We start from the raw sequence: 15,164 nt of genomic DNA, 5'->3' as shown, positions 1-15,164 counted from the left end.
GTGCCCTTGGGGGTCACGCCTTGAAATTCGGCATGCTGAACTTCAGCGGCACACCCATCTTCTTGTTGATGAAAGCCTGCTGCAGGATGGTCAGCACGTTGTTCGTGATCCAGTACAGCACCAGGCCGGACGGGAAGAAAAAGAACATCACCGAGAACATCAGCGGCATCAGCCACATCAGCTTGGCCTGCAGGGGATCCGGCGGCAGCGGGTTGAGCGCGGTCTGGATCATGGTGGTGACAGCCATCACCAGCGGGAGGATGAAGAACGGATCGGGCGAGGACAGGTCGGTGATCCAGGCCATCCATGGTGCGTTGCGCATTTCAACGCTGGAGAGCAGCACCCAGTATAGCGCGATGAACACGGGGATCTGGATCAGGATGGGGAAGCAGCCGCCCAGCGGGTTGACCTTTTCTTCCCGGTACATCTTCATCATTTCCTGCTGCATGCCCTGCGGGTTGCCCTTGAGGCGCTCGCGCATTTCCATGATGCGGGGGTTGATCTTCTTCATCTTGGCCATGCTGCGGTAGGCGCTGGCGTTGAGCCAGTAGAACGCGGCTTTGATCAGCACCACCAGCAGCACGATGGACCAACCCCAGTTGGCCACGAAGCCGTGAATCTTCTCCAGCAGCCAGTACAGCGGCTTGGCCAGGATGGTCAGCCAGCCATAGTCCTTGACCAGTTCCAGGCCAGGGGCGATGGTCTCCAGCACCTTCTCTTCTTGCGGACCGACGAACAGGCGGGCCTGCACGCTTTGTGTCTGGCCGGGCTCGATGGCCGACAGGTTGGTGATGCTGCCCGCCGCGAACAGGTTGGTGTCCACCTTGCGAACGAAGTTGTCACGCGCAACGCCTGCGTCCAGCAGCCAGGCCGACGCAAAGTAGTGCTGCACCATGGCCACATAACCATCGCTGGCGGTTTTGGTGAACTCGGCCTTGTTTTTCTCGATGTCGGCGAATTCGACCTTCTGGTATTTCTTCTCGTCGGTGTAGACCGCGGGACCGGTGAAGGTCGAATAGAAAGGCGTTTCGCTGCTGAGCTTGCTGCCGTCGCGCACCAGCTGCACGTACAGCTGCGGGCTCACGGCCTGCGTGCCCAGGTTCTGCACTTCGTGCTTCACCGCGATGTCGTAGCGACCACGCGTGAGCGTATAAGTCTTGATCAGCTTCACACCGCCCACGTCGGCCGACTCAAAGCGCACCTGCAACTCGTTCTGGCCATCGGCCAGCGCGGTCTCGGGTGTGAGCAGCGTCATGGGTGTCTTGTGGGTGGGAAAGGCACCACCGATCAGACCGGTCTGTGCCACGTAGATGCGGTCGGCGTTCTGTGTGAGCAGGGTGAACGGCTGTTCGCTCTGGTCCTTGCTCTGTTGCGTGGCTTCGGCGTGCTTGAGCAACTCTGCGCCGATCAGCGACCCGCCTTCGGTGTTGAACACCAGCTTGAACACGTCGGTGGTCACCTCGTGGCGTGCGGCCACCGGGCTCGGGGCTCCGGCGGGCGCTTCGCCCGGCACGGCGCTGGCAGCGGCGGCGCCCGCAGGCGCGGCCACCGCCGTGGGCAGGCTCGCGTCTGCAGCCGGGGCAGGTGCTGCGGCCGGTGCCGCCACGGTGGTGGATCCCGGGAAAAAGGTGGGCTGCTGCCCATTGTGGATTTGCCATTTGTCCCAGATCAGGACCATGGACAGACCAAACACCACCCACAGGATGGACCGACGGATGTCATTCATGACGCGTTCTTCTTTGCTGAGGAGGGTGAAATCAGACGGGAAAAGAGGGCGGGCCGGGACTCGGGCACCGGATCGAAACCACCTTCGCACCAGGGATGGCAGCGCACCAGACGCGCCGCCGTGAGATACGTGCCTGCTGCTGCGCCGTGCTGTTCCAACGCGCCAAAGGCGTAAACAGAGCACGTGGGCTCAAAGCGGCAACCGCTGCCCAACGAGGGACTCAGCAACAGCCGATAACCCTTGACGAGACCCACCAACGCCTGGCGCGGCCAGTCAGACCACATCACGGGCCTCCACTGGCGCGGCGGGTTGGGGCACCGGGACGCGCGCCAGCAGCTGTTCCAGCTCCTGCCGAACGGCGCGCTTGAGTGCGTCGGATGTGGCGCTCACGAACTGCTTGCGGCTGAACTCGCTGCGCAGGCGCACCACCCAGGCGGCCTGCGGCAGCGGGGCAGCGCGGTGCCTCGCCACTTCGTAGATCTGGCGGCGGATGGCGTTGCGCGTGACGGCACGGCGCGCCCAGCGTTTGGGCAGCAACACGCCCAGCCAGGCATCGGCCACCGGAAACAACGGCCTGCCCTCGACGGGGACGTCCAGGGCTGCGCGGTGCAGGGCGAAGTGGGGAGTCTTGGCCACGGGCGCTCCAGCCATGACGGCCTGGAACTGCTGGCGGGACCTCAGGCGCTGGGTCACTGCGCAACCGCCGCCGACCGGCGGCAGGCGGGCCGGGCACAGGGACGCCGGCACGACAGGCGCCGATTCAAGGCGCCGACTCAGACAGCCAGGCGCTTGCGGCCTTTGGCGCGGCGGGCGTTGATCACGGCACGGCCGCCACGGGTCTTCATGCGAACGAGAAAGCCGTGGGTGCGGGCGCGGCGGATCTTGGAGGGCTGGTAGGTGCGTTTCATGGTGGTCTCTTACAAATCGGGAAAACCCGCAATTATCGCAAAGAAATCCCTAGAGCGGCAAGCACTTGGCTGGACGTGCCGACGATTCACTTCAGGAGCACACCCCTCTTGCGGCGCCGGGGCGGTGTCTCGAACGTCTTGTGGATAAGTCGCTGGCGCCCCTACAATGCCCGACGCGCCCCGCATCATTTGTCCACAACCACAACAACACCGCATCCCAGCATGATCGAGGGCCTTCCCCCCAGCGCGTCCCTGTCTTCCGGCGGCGCAGACACCCTCTCATTGTGGTCGGCCTGCATGGACCGGCTCTCGCAGGACATCCCGGAACAGCAGTTCAACACCTGGATCCGCCCTCTCTCCGCAACCGTCGCGCCCGACGCCTCCCGGGTCACCGTGTCGGTGGCCAACCGCTTCAAACTGGACTGGATCCGCACCCAGTACGCCACCCGGATCACCGCCTTGCTGGAGGCCATCCAGGGCACACCCGTCGCGCTGGAGTTGGTGCTTGCTCCGCGCGAAGGGCCCAGCCGCACGTCACCAGCGCCCCGCACGGCACAAGAACAGGTGCTGGCCGAACTGCCCGACCTGGCACCGGCCGAAGTGGCCGCGCCCAGTGGCCCCAAGACCCGGCTGAACCCGGCGCTGGCGTTCTCCACGCTGGTGGAAGGCTCGGCCAACCGCATGGCACGCGCCGCCGCCATGCACATCGCCGGCAGCCTGGGTCAGCTGTACAACCCGCTCTTCATTTACGGCGGAGTGGGCCTGGGCAAGACCCACCTGGTGCACGCCATCGGCAACCACCTGCTGGCCGACCGTCCACAGGCCAAGGTGTTGTACATCCACGCCGAGCAGTTTGTGTCGGATGTGGTCAAGGCTTACCAGCGCAAGACCTTCGATGAATTCAAGGAGCGTTACCACTCGCTCGACCTGCTGCTGATCGACGACGTGCAGTTTTTCGCCGGCAAGGAAAAGACGCAGGAAGAATTCTTCAACGCGTTTGAAGCCCTGCTGGCCAAGAAGAGCCACATCGTGCTGACCAGCGACACCTACCCCAAGGGCCTGGCCGACATTTCCGATCGCCTGGTTTCACGCTTCGGCTCGGGCCTGACGGTGGCGATCGAGCCGCCCGAGCTCGAAATGCGCGTGGCCATCCTGATCAACAAGGCAGCGGTGGAGAACGCAGTGATGCCCGAAGAGGTGGCGTTTTTCGTGGCAAAGAACGTGCGCTCCAACGTGCGCGAGCTCGAAGGTGCGCTGCGAAAGATCCTGGCCTATTCGCGCTTCAACCAGAAAGAGATCTCGATCGCGCTGGCGCGCGAGGCGCTGAAAGACCTGCTGTCGATCCAGAACCGGCAGATCAGCGTGGAGAACATCCAGAAGACCGTGGCCGACTTCTACAAGATCAAGGTGGCGGACATGTACAGCAAGAAACGCCCGGCCAGCATTGCGCGGCCGCGCCAGATTGCCATGTTCATCGCCAAGGAACTGACCCAGAAGAGCCTGCCCGAGATCGGCGAACTGTTTGGTGGGCGCGACCACACCACGGTGCTGCACGCGGTGCGCAAGATCGGGGCCGAACGCCAGCAGAACACCGAGCTCAACCAGCAGCTGCACGTGCTGGAACAGACCCTCAAGGGCTGAGGCATGAAGCTTAAGTTTGGGAGCCGTTTTTGAGCGAGAAGCCGTTTTGCCGGGGGCGTCCTCAAAACAGCGAAAATAGCGAAGATTTGGCTCCGACAAACGCAGGGCCCGCCGGGGAGGCAACCCCCGGACCACAAGCAACCAGAGACGAAAGAGTCTGACATGATCGTTTTCAAATCGACCCAGGACAAGGTTCTGGCCGCGCTGCAATCGGTGGCCGGCATCGTGGAGCGCCGCCACACCCTGCCCATCCTGGCCAACGTGTTGTTGCGCAAGACCGGCTCGCAGGTGCAGCTGACCACCAGCGACCTCGAAATCCAGATCCGCACCACCGCCGAGCTCGACGGCGACAGCGGCAGCTTCGCCACCACGCTGGGCGCGCGCAAGCTCATCGACATCCTGCGCACCATGTCGGGCGACCAGAGCGTGAGCCTGGAATCCAGCGCCGGCAAGCTCATCCTCAAAGGTGGCAAGAGCCGCTTCACGCTGCAGAGCATGCCGCCTGAAGACTTCCCGCTGGTGCAGGAATCCGCCAGTTTCGGCCCGGTGTTTTCGGTGCCGCAGAAAACGCTCAAGAGCCTGCTGGGCCAGGTGTCGTTCTCGATGGCGGTGCACGACATCCGCTACTACCTGAACGGCATCCTGTTCGTGGCCGAAGGCAAGCAGCTCAGCCTGGTGGCCACCGACGGTCACCGCCTCGCGTTTGCCAGCGCCACGCTCGACGTGGAAGTGCCCAAACAAGAGGTGATCCTGCCGCGCAAGACGGTGCTGGAACTGCAGCGCCTGCTGTCCGACAAGGAAGGCGCGATCGAGATGCAGTTCGCCGCCAACCAGGCCAAGTTCAGCTTTGACGGCATGGAGTTCGTCACCAAGCTGGTCGAGGGCAAGTTCCCCGACTACAACCGTGTGATCCCGAAGAACCACAAGAACATCGTGACGCTGGGCCGCGTGCCGCTGCTGGCTTCGCTGCAGCGCACCGCCATCATGACGAGCGAGAAGTTCAAGGGCGTGCGCCTGAACATCGAACCCGGCATCCTGCGCGTGGCCTCCAGCAACGCCGAGCAGGAAGAAGCCGTCGACGAGCTCGACATCGACTACGGTGGCGACACGATCGAGATCGGCTTCAACGTCACGTATCTCATCGACGCGCTGCAGAACATGTCGCAGGAGATGGTTCGCATCGAACTGTCCGACGGCAACAGCTCCGCGCTGGTGACCAACCCCGACGACAACGCCTTCAAGTACGTTGTCATGCCGATGCGGATCTGATCGGCCGCGATCCCCTCTCCCCCAAGCCCGACCCGCTGCCCAGCGGGTTTGGCCTTTCTAGCGATTGAGAAAAGTCCCCTATGTCCGAAGCCAACAAGCCCGCCGATTCCGTCAACACCGGTGCGGCCAACGCCGACAGCTCCAACTTCCAGCCCACCATCGACGCCCACCAGGCCGGTGCGAGCGAAGGGTATGGCGAGGGCTCGATCCAGATCCTGGAAGGCCTGGAGGCCGTGCGCAAGCGACCGGGCATGTACATCGGCGACACGTCCGACGGCACCGGCCTGCACCACCTGGTGTTCGAGGTGGTCGACAACTCCATCGACGAAGCCCTGGCCGGCCACTGCGACGACATCGTGGTGACCATCCACAGCGACAACTCCATCAGCGTCACCGACAACGGCCGCGGCATTCCAACCGGCGTGAAGATGGACGACAAGCACGAGCCCAAGCGCTCGGCGGCCGAGATCGCGCTCACCGAGCTGCACGCCGGCGGCAAGTTCAACCAGAACAGCTACAAGGTCTCGGGCGGCCTGCACGGCGTGGGCGTGAGCTGCGTGAACGCGCTGAGCCAGTGGCTTCGCCTGACCGTGCGCCGCGAAGGCAAGATGCACCAGATCGAGTTCGCGCGCGGCTTCGTGCAGAACCGCATCATCGAGACAACCGCCAACGGCGTCGAAGTCTCGCCCATGAAAGTGACCGGCGACACCGAGAAGCGCGGCACCGAGGTGCACTTCCTGCCCGACTACGACATCTTTCGCGAGAACGCCGATTTCCACTACGAGATCCTGTCCAAGCGCCTGCGCGAACTCAGCTTCTTGAACAACGGCGTGCGCATCCGCCTGAAGGACGAACGCAGCGGCAAGGAAGACGACTTCTCCGGTGCCGGCGGCGTCAAGGGCTTTGTCGACTTCATCAACAAGGGCAAAACGGTGTTGCACCCCAACGTGTTCCACGCGCTGGGCGACCGCGCGAGCGACCAGGGCACCAACATCGGCGTGGAAGTGGCCATGCAGTGGAACAGTGGCTACAACGAGCAGGTGCTGTGCTTCACCAACAACATCCCGCAGCGCGACGGTGGCACCCACCTCACCGGCCTGCGCGCGGCCATGACGCGGGTGATCAACAAGTACATCGACGACAACGACTTCGCCAAGAAGGCCAAGGTCGAGGTCACCGGTGACGACATGCGCGAAGGCCTGTGCTGCGTGTTGTCGGTCAAGGTGCCCGAACCCAAGTTCAGCAGCCAGACCAAGGACAAGCTGGTGTCCAGCGAAGTGCGTGGTCCGGTCGAAGACATCGTGAGCCGCCTGCTGGCCGATTATTTGCAGGAACGCCCGAACGACGCCAAGATCATCTGCGGCAAGATCGTGGACGCCGCCCGTGCGCGCGAAGCGGCGCGCAAGGCGCGCGAAATGACCCGCCGCAAAGGGGTGCTCGACGGCATGGGCCTGCCCGGCAAGCTGGCCGACTGCCAGGAAAAAGACCCGGCGCTGTGCGAGATCTACATCGTGGAGGGCGACTCCGCCGGCGGCTCCGCCAAGCAGGGCCGCGACCGCAAGTTCCAGGCGATCCTGCCGCTGCGCGGCAAGATCCTGAACGTGGAGAAGGCACGCTACGAAAAGCTGCTCACCTCCAACGAAATCCTCACGCTCATCACCGCACTGGGCACCGGCATCGGCAAGGCCGGCGGTGAAAGCGCCAACGGCGACGGCAAGGACGACTTCAACGTCGCCAAGCTGCGCTACCACCGCATCATCATCATGACCGACGCCGACGTGGACGGCGCCCACATCCGCACCCTGCTGCTGACCTTCTTCTACCGCCAGATGCCCGAGCTCGTTGAGCGCGGCCACATCTACATCGCGCAACCGCCGCTCTACAAGGTGAAGTCCGGCAAGGAAGAGCTGTACCTGAAAGACGCGGCAGCACTCGACGGTTTCCTGTTGCGCATCGCGCTCAAGGATGCCAGCGTGTTCACCGGCGGCGCCACCCAGACCACGCTCACGGGCGACACGCTGGGCGAGCTCGCACGCAAGCACCAGATCGCCGAGAGCGTGATCGCTCGTCTGTCCAACTTCATGGACGCCGAAGCCCTGCGCTCGATCGCCGACGGCGTGTCGCTCAACCTCGACTCTGTGGAGCAGGCCGAGGTCAGCGCCATCGCCCTGCAGGCCAAGCTGCGCGAACTCACCACCACCGGTGTGCCCGCCGAAGTGGCCGCCGAGTTCGACGTGCGCACCGACAAACCCATCCTGCGCATCAGCCGCCGCCACCACGGCAACACCAAGAGCAGCGTGCTCACGCAGGACTTCGTGCACGGCGCCGACTACGCGGCACTCGCCACTGCGGCCGAAACCTTCCGCGGCCTGCTCGGCGAAGGCGCCAAGGTCATGCGCGGCGAAGGTGAAAAACAGAAAGAAGAAAAAGTGGCCGACTTCCGCGTGGCCATGCGCTGGCTCATCAGCGAAGCCGAGCGCACCACCGCACGCCAGCGCTACAAGGGTCTGGGCGAGATGAACCCCGCCCAGCTCTGGGAAACCACCATGGACCCGACCGTGCGCCGCCTGCTGCGCGTGCAGATCGACGACGCGATCGAGGCCGACCGCGTGTTCACGATGCTCATGGGCGACGAGGTTGAGCCGCGCCGGGACTTCATCGAGGCGAATGCGCTGCGGGCAGGGAATATCGACGTTTGATGTGTAGGTCCCTGAGAGGAACTCAAATTCGTTGGACTGAACCGATGTTTCCAAGACTCAAAGCGCTGAAATAGTCGGACTTTCTCGCCCTGTGCCGAAAAAGTGAGTTTGCGGTCACTCTCTTTCGAGTCATTGACTAAGTTACATTTTCAAGAAATGCATCCTTCGCCGGAGCTAAGCCGTTTTGTCCAGTCTGTTCGTCGGGTATGTCGACCGTTGCTCGAACGCGTACAGCGCTAGCAGTTCAGGTCCAAGCCGAAACTTATCGTCTAGTCTTCATTGAGACTTCGACCGCTGCCGAAGTCTCAAGCTGCGTACGGCGGCAGCGCCGCAACAGCCGCTGGTGAGAGCAGCGAAGTGTCCTCTTCAGGGATGCCGCGAAGCGGCATTTGGGCATGGCGACCGACGCAGGTCTGTATGGCCTCCTTACGAGGTACATCGGTTATGTGACGTTTGCGACCAGCCAGACGCCGCGCGATTGACTGCTTTCCCATTGCGTGGACTTAAGTTTTGACCCATTGAGGCCGTTCGCCTTTCGTTGCTGAATAGGCGGAATGCAGCGGAATCCGGCCGTCGCCGATGCACGCTTGATGTTTGGGGTCAGACAGTCAGCGGTCACCGGCTTGCGGGGGAGCACAAACATCCCATAAAGAACGAGTTAGACCGAGCGGAGCTCGAGAAACAACTTGCCGAGAAGTCACTCAAGGAAAAGTACGAGACGCAGATCAAGGATCGCGATGACGCCATCGAGCGTCTAAGAGACCTGAAGGCTCGGCTGTCCACCAAGATGGTGGGCGAAACCCTGGAGCAGCACTGCGAGACCGAGTTCAACCGCATTCGAGCCACCGCATTCCCCAGGGCCTTCTTCGAGAAGGACAATGACGCGCGCACGGGCAGCAAAGGCGACTACATTTTCCGTGACTCGGACGAGGCGGGGACCGAGATCGTCTCGATCATGTTCGAGATGAAGAACGAGAGCGATCGGACCGCGACCAAGAACAGGAACGAAGATTTTCTGAAGGAGCTCGACAAGGATCGCACCGAGAAGGGGTGCGAGTATGCCGTGCTGGTGTCACTGCTGGAACCCGACAGCGAGCTCTACAACACCGGCATCCTCGACGTGTTCCACCGGTACCCGAAGATGTACATCGTCCGCCCTCAGTTCTTCATCCCGATCATCACCTTGCTGCGCAATGCGGCGATGAACTCGGTCAAGTACAAAACGGAGCTGGCGCTGTTCAAGGCGCAGAACATCGACATCACGAACTTTGAGAACGAGCTCGAGGGGTTCAAGACCGCGTTTGCGAAGAATTACGACCTTGCCTCCAGGCGGTTCCAAACAGCAATTGAGGAGATCGACAAGTCGATCGACCACCTTCAGAAAACGAAGGAGGCCTTGCTTGGCACCGACAGAAACCTTCGTCTCGCGAACGACAAGGCACAGGATGTGACGATCAAGAAGCTGACTCGGGGCAACCCGACGATGGCTGCCAAGTTTTCAGAGCTGAAGAACCAAGACCCATCGGGCGCTTGATCTGTCGTAGAGACTTTGCCGGCCAAGCAAACCGTCCGGGAGACCGGGGGAAGCCCAGGTTCACCTTCAGACAGGTAGCGCCCGTATGAATCAAGTCCTCATCAAGCACCAAGAGAAGTTGGCAAAAGCGTGACGTCACCCATAAGCAAGCTGCCCGGGAAACTGGGGAAAGCCCAGCAAATACCAAAGAACCGATGAATTCTCCCAGCTCCGGCGCTTAGGGCGGCGCCCTCTTTCCGATTCAGCCGCTATGTAACAACAAGGCTTTGACATCTGGTCCGCTCGCCTACAGCTTGCCGTCAACGGCCTTGGCGCCGGCTGCGGCGCCGGCCAAGAACGCGGCAACCGCGATAGGAAACGCCTCATCGGTCATCACAGACTCTTTGTCCTTGCCGGCAAGTCGAGCCGCGGCTCCCGCCGCGAATCCGATCGCGACTGCAGCGATGGCCGGGAACTCCTGGCTGCCGTGGGCAAGCTCTTGCAGCTTGGCCTGCTGTATACCCTTGCCGCTGAACAAGCTTCGCGCTATATCGCCGAGGATCTTGGTGTCAACGGTTTCAAGCGCGACGCCAACAGCGCGGGACCCAAGGGCAGCAATCACAGTCGAATCACTCATCTTTTCCTCCATTGATAGCGTTACATCGAGCGCGCCTAAACGAAGCTCACTTGACTTTCCTCAGCACGATGTCGGACGGACCCTCAATAACTAAGAAACGGCCAGACCCCATCGCCTCCGTGGCCACTTGGCCCGCAAAAACGTCGGCCGCTCTTACGGCGGCGGAAAATCGAAGCCCTGCTTCGTTTTCAACCTTTGAGAGTGGGACTTGGTAGGTCTTGAACGGACCGTAGCGAAAGCCCTCTTCGGGCATCATGCCCTCCTGGGAAAGCATGTACGCCGAGACAAGCAACTCGCCGCTGTCGACGTCGATAGCCACCACAACCTTGAAGAAGTCCTCCGGCACCTGAATTCCAGAGTAGGTGCGATCGTCGGACCGATACACCGGGCCTGTAAACACTGAAATCTTGAAGCCCTGTGTCTTGGCGTTGCTTAGAACGTAGTCCTCGAGTGAAAGCCAGGCGCGCTGATTGAGCTGGGGCATCTGCGGGACGGCGTTGGTGTATACGAAGGTGTCGTCTTCCCCGAGCAGAGCCTCCTTCTCGGTATCGCCCCAGCCGGGGTCCTCGCGTCGCACCATGTGGCCTTTGTCAAAAGCTTCGGGCCCGTAGAACTCGGCGTGGCCCACCTGTGTATCCTTCTTGATGCGCGGGTCGTAGCCCCAGGTGTCCTTGCGCTTGAGCTTGATCTTTAAAGCTCCGTCTATGTTGACAGCGGTAATCGCAGGCAAGCGCCGGGTTGGACTCATGACGATAGAGAAGTGCATGTAATGCAGGGGTGACCCGGCGCCCTTGACCCCCGCGCCACTGCTCTTCGTAAATGAGGGCATAGAAACTCGGGGCCCCAAAAAGTCCGCGGCATATCCCGCCCGCCCGCTTAAATCAGCCTCAGTGCGCTTAACCTCCTTGAACGCCTCTTCGCCGAACTTAAGCTCGGTGCGCGAGACCGGGACCCAGGAGCGCTGCCGCAGAAGCTGGCGGATGATGCTAGCCTTGACCGCGAAGTTTGTCTTGCGGAATTGGCCGCCAAAGTGGAGGCCGACTACCTGCCCGCTGCCGAGGCCGAGTACGGCCGAGCCAGAGTTGCCGCCGAGCGTCGTGCAGTCGTGCGTCAAGTGCCAAACGCCCTTCGGAACCGCCTGGACCTTGCCCGGTGAGAAGCGCTTGACGTCATAGACATCGCCGAAAATCCGGCTCATCAAGCCCGCGTCGTTGCGGCTGTCGCGCGCAGGGTATCCGACAACGGCGATGTCCTCGCCCGCCTCAACGTCCTTGGTCGCCAGCGAGAGCGGCTTTGGTAGGCCTGCGTCCTTGTGGACTTTGAGGATGGCCATATCGGGCGCCTCGTCAACATCCGGCGCGATCCAGACGATCTCAGCGACATTGAACTCGCTGAAGTCAGGGACACGGTGCTCTTCGCGGAAGTCGATCCGAGCTCTGACGTACCTACCGACGGTATTGGTCCGGAACAAGAAGCGCTTACCCTGCTGTGCCCCAAAGACAAGCGCAACATGGCGATTGGTGACCAAGAGATCATCGTCGATGCGCCAGCCCGTGCCGACCCATTCCATAGTGTCGTGGTCCATCAGTTCCAAGCGGCCCACGGAAGAAATGGGGGCGACGAGCTTCTTGCGATGCGGCGAGATGAGTTTTTCGATTTCCTTGGAGTCCGCCTGCTCGAAAACGCCGTCCTTGATATGAAGGACCGGCCGGCCGAACGCGTGAATGATTGCCTCGCTGATGGCGCGCGAGTCGAAGAAGCGCTCGTCGGCCTTTGCGTTGGGTGCCTTGCCCAAGTGTTCCGCGACCATCTTGGCGCTGGCGTTAAGCTCAGGAAAGCGCGTCCAGCCGCCGGACGCCGCAATCGCCGCAATCTCATCGCGCAGGGGCCGATCAGCAATGACACCCGCGATCCGCGCGTTAGAGACCAACTCTTTAGCATCACTTGAATTAAGCATTTCTGCAGTCCTTCCTGTTTTTGCGTGACGGAGCTTAGTCCTGCGAAATAAGCGCCGTCAAGCGCCGTCGAGCGGCCATTGACTACTCCGATACTTTGGACGAGTCGAAATCCACCCAGGAAACTATGTGAATACATACATCATCCATTTATGGTTGCATTGCAAGCGTTTTTAATTTAGCGAATGCAGAGCAAGATATGAATCGTAAGGGCCGGCGCCGGCCTTTGGCGCCTCTTGACCGGTTCGGTGTTAAGGATCTTGAACGGCCCCGGCAGGGCGGTTCAATACTGCTGCCTCTTGCTAGAGGATAGCGTCATCACTAAGATGCCATTCGAGGAGAATCGTCATGATTGATATCGATGCCATTGTTGAATTGCATCGTCTTGTCCTTGAGCAAACTAACGACCTGTGGCTGATCGCCACTGGCCTCTTGGTGTTTGAGCTCATGCTTGTCGCCCTTGTGGTCCGAGCGACAAGTACTGCAATTGGTACGAACCACCTCGCTTGGTTTTTATCTGCATCAATTGTGGCCTGTGCCCTATCCCTTGGCTTCGGGTATGCCGCGAAGGGCGCGCTTATCGAACCTATGATCTCTTTCTCGATGACTGGGAAGTGGACATTCACAAATGTCACTCGAGTGATGAGCTTTCTGCAGATCATTTCGGTTACTGCCGCATTGCTACTGTTTGTGGTGGCCTTTTTGTGGAAGAGTAAGGTCATTGCAAGCGCAATCGTGAACTGGAGCAAAGCATGAAATCGCGGCGGTCGATCATTTCGTCAGGAGTAGCTGTTGCGCTTGGAGGCAAGTTGACGCCAGTGGCTGCACAGGCTTTTAAGGTGCCAGACCCACTTGAGTTACGAAGTTTGCTTAGGCCGTCGCCGATTCGGGTGGAATCAATTGTCTCGGGCACCCTCGCCCTTCGCACATTACTCTGGCAGATTGACCCGGGCGGTGCCGACAAATGGAGTCAGTGGCGGAGTGGGTCGGAACGCATGCAAAGACTGGTGCAGCTCGTCACGAACGCGGACGTACAAACATTGGTACTCGAGAGGCTAAAAAACTCCGACACTCTCCGGTTGACACAAGAGAGCACACAGCACGCCGTCAGAACCGCTCGCAAAATGGAGGACGATTTGAAACGCGGAGGTCTCGCCCCAGGGAGTCTGCTTGCCAACGTCTTGTTTCGGTCGTTCTTCCAGTTTGATCAGTTCTTAGTCGTTCACGGTGAAACGAAGCAGAGTTGGTACTGTGAGATCTATCCATTCAGTTTGTTCTGCTCTTGAACGAGTGCAACACCCTAAATGCGTGCAGCCTGAATGCCCACTGCTCCCGCCCATCACTGAACCGCCCCGGGTTTGAACTGACCCCCAGAAGTTGGACGGTTGCGATCCCGCCAATCAGGCGGTGTTTCTCAGCCGGTATTCCACCGGGCTGAGTCCTTGCAATCCGAGCTTGATGCGCTCGTGGTTGTAGTAATGGATGTAGTCATGCACGCCCGCTTCGAGTGCCGCGATGCCGTCATGCATCTCAAGATGGTAGTACTCGGCCTTGAGGGTGCCGAAGAAGCTTTCGATCACCGCGTTGTCAAAGCAGTTCCCTCTGCGACTCATGCTCTGTTTGACTCCGTGATGCGCAAGCATCGCGCGGTACGGCTGCATCTTGTAGTGCCAACCTTGATCCGAATGCACAATCAGTTCAGAGGCACATGCTGACCGGTCCAGGGCTTCCCGAAGCGTGTCAGACACCAGGTCGAACACAGGCCGCCTCGCCATGCGGTGCGCGATGATCTCACCGTTGTAGAGGTCCATGCAGGCCGACAGATAGAGCTTCTGCCCATGCACGTTGAACTCAGTCACATCAGTCACCCACTTCTGATTCGGAGCCTCCGCGAAGAAGTCGCGCTGCAGGACATTGGGCACGTTCACATCGCTCATGCTTGAGACATGCCGAAAGCTCTTCTTCGCCCGAATCAACGCGCGCAGTCCCATCTTTTGCATCAGGCGCTGCACGCACTTGTGGTTGACGGGCTCCGCCAGCGAACGGCATAGCGCTGCCGTGATTCGTCTATAGCCATAGCGTCCTTTGTGCTCGTCATAGATGGTGCGGATCTTGACCTCCATGTCGCTCTGCTGTTCGCTACGCAGGATCGCTTGGCATTGGTAGTAGAAGGTGCTGCGGGCAAGGCCTGCTACCTGCAACAGGTCCGCCAGTTTGTGGTGACGCCTCAACCCGGTAATCAGACGCGCTTTGTCGGCACAGCTGATCTCTTCGCCCGGATCAAGGCTTGCAATTTTTTTAGGTACGCCACCTCCGCGCGCAGTCGCGTGTTCTCTTCACGCAGGGTCTGCGCCGAATCTGTCATGACCGGACCTGGCGGCGCTGGGCAGCGTTGTTCTGGCTTCATATTGGGGCGTCCTTGCTTCCCGCTTCCAAGAGCCTCCACGCCGCCCTCATCGAGTTTGCGTCGCCAGACCACCACCTGGTTTGGATTGCGAATGTCGTAAACCGCCGCCACTTGGCGGCTTGAAAGCTGTTCGCGGTCCTGATGGGACAGCACCTGCAGCTTGAACTGAGCACTGTACGCGCTGCGTTTAGGACGCAGCCCGTCGATGCCGTGCAGGCGGTAGTGGCTCACCCAAGTGCGGACCTTCTCCTCGGGCAACGACCACCGCCGCGCCAGCAGCTTCGCCCCACCTTCGCCAGCCAGAAAGCTCTTGACGACTTCCAGCTTGAACTCTGTTTGATACTTCTTCATGGAACCCCTTGAAGTTCGTCCAACTTCTGGGGGTCAGTTCAGTTTCGTGGAGGCCAGC

11 protein-coding genes and 1 pseudogene are annotated in these 15,164 nt (G+C 60.8%); 5 read left to right on the top strand and 7 right to left on the bottom strand.

Annotation, left to right across the window (positions count from 1 at the left end):
* Window positions 1-13: 13 nt before the first annotated feature.
* From yidC to rpmH, 4 genes are all read right to left on the bottom strand, one after another.
* Entirely contained in the window at window positions 14-1,726 is a 1,713-nt protein-coding gene (yidC, locus tag BSY239_RS20395; protein WP_069048418.1) for a membrane protein insertase YidC, read from the bottom strand.
* Window positions 1,723-2,010: a membrane protein insertion efficiency factor YidD gene (gene yidD, locus BSY239_RS22250; RefSeq protein ID WP_083240093.1), complete on the bottom strand. Its 288-nt coding sequence runs from the start codon at window positions 2,008-2,010 to the stop codon at window positions 1,723-1,725. Before yidD ends, yidC begins: the two co-directional genes overlap by 4 nt.
* Entirely contained in the window at window positions 2,000-2,419 is a 420-nt protein-coding gene (locus BSY239_RS20390) for a ribonuclease P protein component (protein WP_083240231.1), read from the bottom strand. Before BSY239_RS20390 ends, yidD begins: the two co-directional genes overlap by 11 nt.
* An 80-nt stretch (window positions 2,420-2,499) precedes the next feature.
* Entirely contained in the window at window positions 2,500-2,634 is a 135-nt protein-coding gene (gene rpmH, locus BSY239_RS20385; RefSeq protein WP_006299042.1) for a 50S ribosomal protein L34, read from the bottom strand.
* A gap of 222 nt (window positions 2,635-2,856) precedes the next feature.
* Between rpmH and dnaA the strand changes: the two genes are divergently transcribed.
* The 4 genes and pseudogenes from dnaA to BSY239_RS20365 form a co-directional block, all read left to right on the top strand.
* Window positions 2,857-4,275 carry a chromosomal replication initiator protein DnaA gene (dnaA, locus tag BSY239_RS20380; protein ID WP_156775544.1) on the top strand — a complete coding sequence of 473 codons (1,419 nt, stop codon included), beginning with the start codon at window positions 2,857-2,859 and terminating at the stop codon, window positions 4,273-4,275.
* Window positions 4,276-4,437: 162 nt separating this feature from the next.
* Window positions 4,438-5,544, top strand: coding sequence for a DNA polymerase III subunit beta (dnaN, locus tag BSY239_RS20375; RefSeq protein WP_069048416.1), 1,107 nt, complete (start codon window positions 4,438-4,440; stop codon window positions 5,542-5,544).
* An 80-nt stretch (window positions 5,545-5,624) separates the two neighbouring features.
* Window positions 5,625-8,243: a DNA topoisomerase (ATP-hydrolyzing) subunit B gene (gene gyrB, locus BSY239_RS20370; RefSeq protein WP_069048415.1), complete on the top strand. Its 2,619-nt coding sequence runs from the start codon at window positions 5,625-5,627 to the stop codon at window positions 8,241-8,243.
* A 658-nt stretch (window positions 8,244-8,901) separates the two neighbouring features.
* Window positions 8,902-9,777, top strand: a pseudogene (locus tag BSY239_RS20365) (DUF2130 domain-containing protein); the annotation flags it as partial.
* 286 nt (window positions 9,778-10,063) lie between these two features.
* Here the strand turns inward: BSY239_RS20365 and BSY239_RS20360 are convergent.
* Window positions 10,064-10,393, bottom strand: coding sequence for a hypothetical protein (locus BSY239_RS20360; protein WP_069048414.1), 330 nt, complete (start codon window positions 10,391-10,393; stop codon window positions 10,064-10,066).
* 46 nt (window positions 10,394-10,439) lie between these two features.
* Complete coding sequence (locus BSY239_RS20355; protein ID WP_069048413.1) at window positions 10,440-12,350, bottom strand: DNA/RNA non-specific endonuclease; 1,911 nt, start codon at window positions 12,348-12,350, stop codon at window positions 10,440-10,442.
* A gap of 346 nt (window positions 12,351-12,696) precedes the next feature.
* Between BSY239_RS20355 and BSY239_RS20350 the strand changes: the two genes are divergently transcribed.
* A complete protein-coding gene (locus BSY239_RS20350) occupies window positions 12,697-13,104 on the top strand; it encodes a hypothetical protein (RefSeq protein WP_069048412.1) in 408 nt (135 codons plus the stop codon).
* A 644-nt stretch (window positions 13,105-13,748) separates the two neighbouring features.
* Here the strand turns inward: BSY239_RS20350 and BSY239_RS22245 are convergent.
* A protein-coding gene (locus tag BSY239_RS22245; protein WP_236944111.1) for an IS3 family transposase occupies window positions 13,749-15,106 on the bottom strand; the annotation gives its coding sequence in 2 pieces (ribosomal slippage) (window positions 13,749-14,639 and window positions 14,642-15,106; 1,356 coding nt in all).
* Window positions 15,107-15,164: the final 58 nt, after the last annotated feature.

This window comes from Hydrogenophaga sp. RAC07, assembly GCF_001713375.1.
Classification (GTDB): Bacteria; Pseudomonadota; Gammaproteobacteria; order Burkholderiales; family Burkholderiaceae_C; genus Hydrogenophaga.
The sequence above is the reverse complement of the archived record's forward strand: the minus strand, read 5'-3'. Positions and strand labels throughout refer to the sequence as shown.